Annotated in this window: 1 protein-coding gene; it reads left to right on the plus strand. The window is 71.5% G+C overall.

Annotated elements, in window-relative coordinates; translation table 11 throughout:
* The first annotated feature begins 340 nt into the window (after positions 1–340).
* Entirely contained in the window at positions 341–1684 is a 1344-nt protein-coding gene (locus ACTUAL_RS10595) for an MASE1 domain-containing protein (RefSeq protein WP_440900133.1), read from the plus strand.
* Positions 1685–1732: the final 48 nt, after the last annotated feature.

The following is a 1732-nucleotide window of genomic DNA, read 5'->3' on the forward strand; positions in this document are numbered from 1 at the left end:
GAATGAGTTGATCGCTCGGACAACCACTGACATGAATTTGTCAGCTGTCCAGTAACAATCTCAAAGGAATCCTCTTGACGAGGATCATAATTTACTGGCTATTCGGCACGCTGTTGAGTTCTCAAAGAACACGCGCTCACCATCTCAAGTCCGCGACGATCCGCGACCCGATCCGGGGCTGGTGTTTCAAGGTTTTTCGCCCCGCTCCGTTCCGGTGTTTCCCGGCCCGTTCCGCGCTGGCAGAGAGAACATTACACAAGTCCTCCGCAGAAGTGAAATCGGGGGGTCCGGTCCGCCGTTGTCGCTGGTGGACGGGCTGCGGGCGCGGGATGCTGTCCAGGTGTCACCGAACCCCCGCGCGCGCCGCGCGCACCGATGGGGCGGGTACGCCGCCCAGTTATCCCTGCTAGCGGTCGTGTACTACCTCGGAGCGCGCCTCGGCGGGCTCCAAGAGGTGACCGCGGCGCCCGTCACCCCCATGTGGCCACCCACGGGTGTGGCGGTGCTCGCACTCCTGACCGGTGGTCCCCGCCTGTGGCCCGGCATCGCCCTGGGCTCCCTCCTGGTGAACCTGACCGACGCGCCGCCCACGTGGTGGAACCTCGTGATCTGCGTGGTCGGCACCGGAGGCCCGGTCCTGGCCTACTACCTGCTCCGCCGCGCGGACCTGCAGCTGGAGCTCGACCGCACGCGCGACGCGCTCGCGCTGGTGTTCGTCGGCGCGTTCGCCGGGATGCTCCCCGGTTCCCTGCTCGGCAGCGGTTCCCTGCTGCTCGCGGGGGTGATCACGCCCGCGGAGTGGCTGCCCACCTGGGCGGTGTGGTGGACCGGTGAGGCCATGGGCGTGCTGGTGCTGGTGCCGTTCGGCCTGGCGATGCGCGGGCTCGGCCCGCTGGGCGAGCGCTGGCGCGCCACGACCGGCCGACGCGCCCTGGAGGCCGCGGCGCTGATCGTGACCACGGTGGGGCTGATGATGGTCACCTCGGGGACCAAGGCCAGACTGATGTTCCTGATCTTCCCCCTGCTGATCTGGGGGGCGTTGCGCTTCCAGCACCGGGGGGCCGCGCCGTGCGCGCTGATCGCCACGGTGTTCGCCTCGCGCGCGGCGGTGCTGAGCGCGGGCCCGTTCGCCGGGCTGGAGAACGCCCAGCAGAACATGCTGGGGTTGCAGGCCTACAACGGGACGGTGGCGCTGACCGGTCTGGTGCTCGCGGCGGTGATCGCCGAGCGGGACGCGGGCAGGGTCGCGATCGAGCGGACGGTGGAGCAGTTGAGCGCGGTGGTGACGAGCTACCAGCCACTCCGGCTGAGTGGCGGGATCGCGGACGAGCGGCGGGACGGCCGGGGCGTTCGGGGCGGCAGGAGCGGTGGGGGAAGCGGGAGCGGGCGGAGCGACCGCGCGGGCCTGACCGGCGGGAACGGGCAGGCAGGACCGGCGGTCGGGAACGGCGGGGCGGTTCTTCCCGGCCAGGCAGGCGCACCCGGCCAGACCCGCGACCCCGGCCAGGCAGGTGCCTCCGGCCAGGCAGGTACCTCCAGCCAGACCGGCTCCCCCGGCCAGACCGACGTCCCGGGCCAGCCCGGTCCGGCGGACGGGTCCGATCGCGCGGGCTCCCCCGCCGACCGCCCCGGTGAGGGCGGCCGGTCCGATCGCGCGGGTCGTCCCGGTCTGGACGGTCGGTAGACCGTGGACGTCCTGGTGGTGGGTGGTGGTCCGGCCGGGCGGGCGTTG

The organism is Actinosynnema sp. (genome assembly GCF_052038725.1).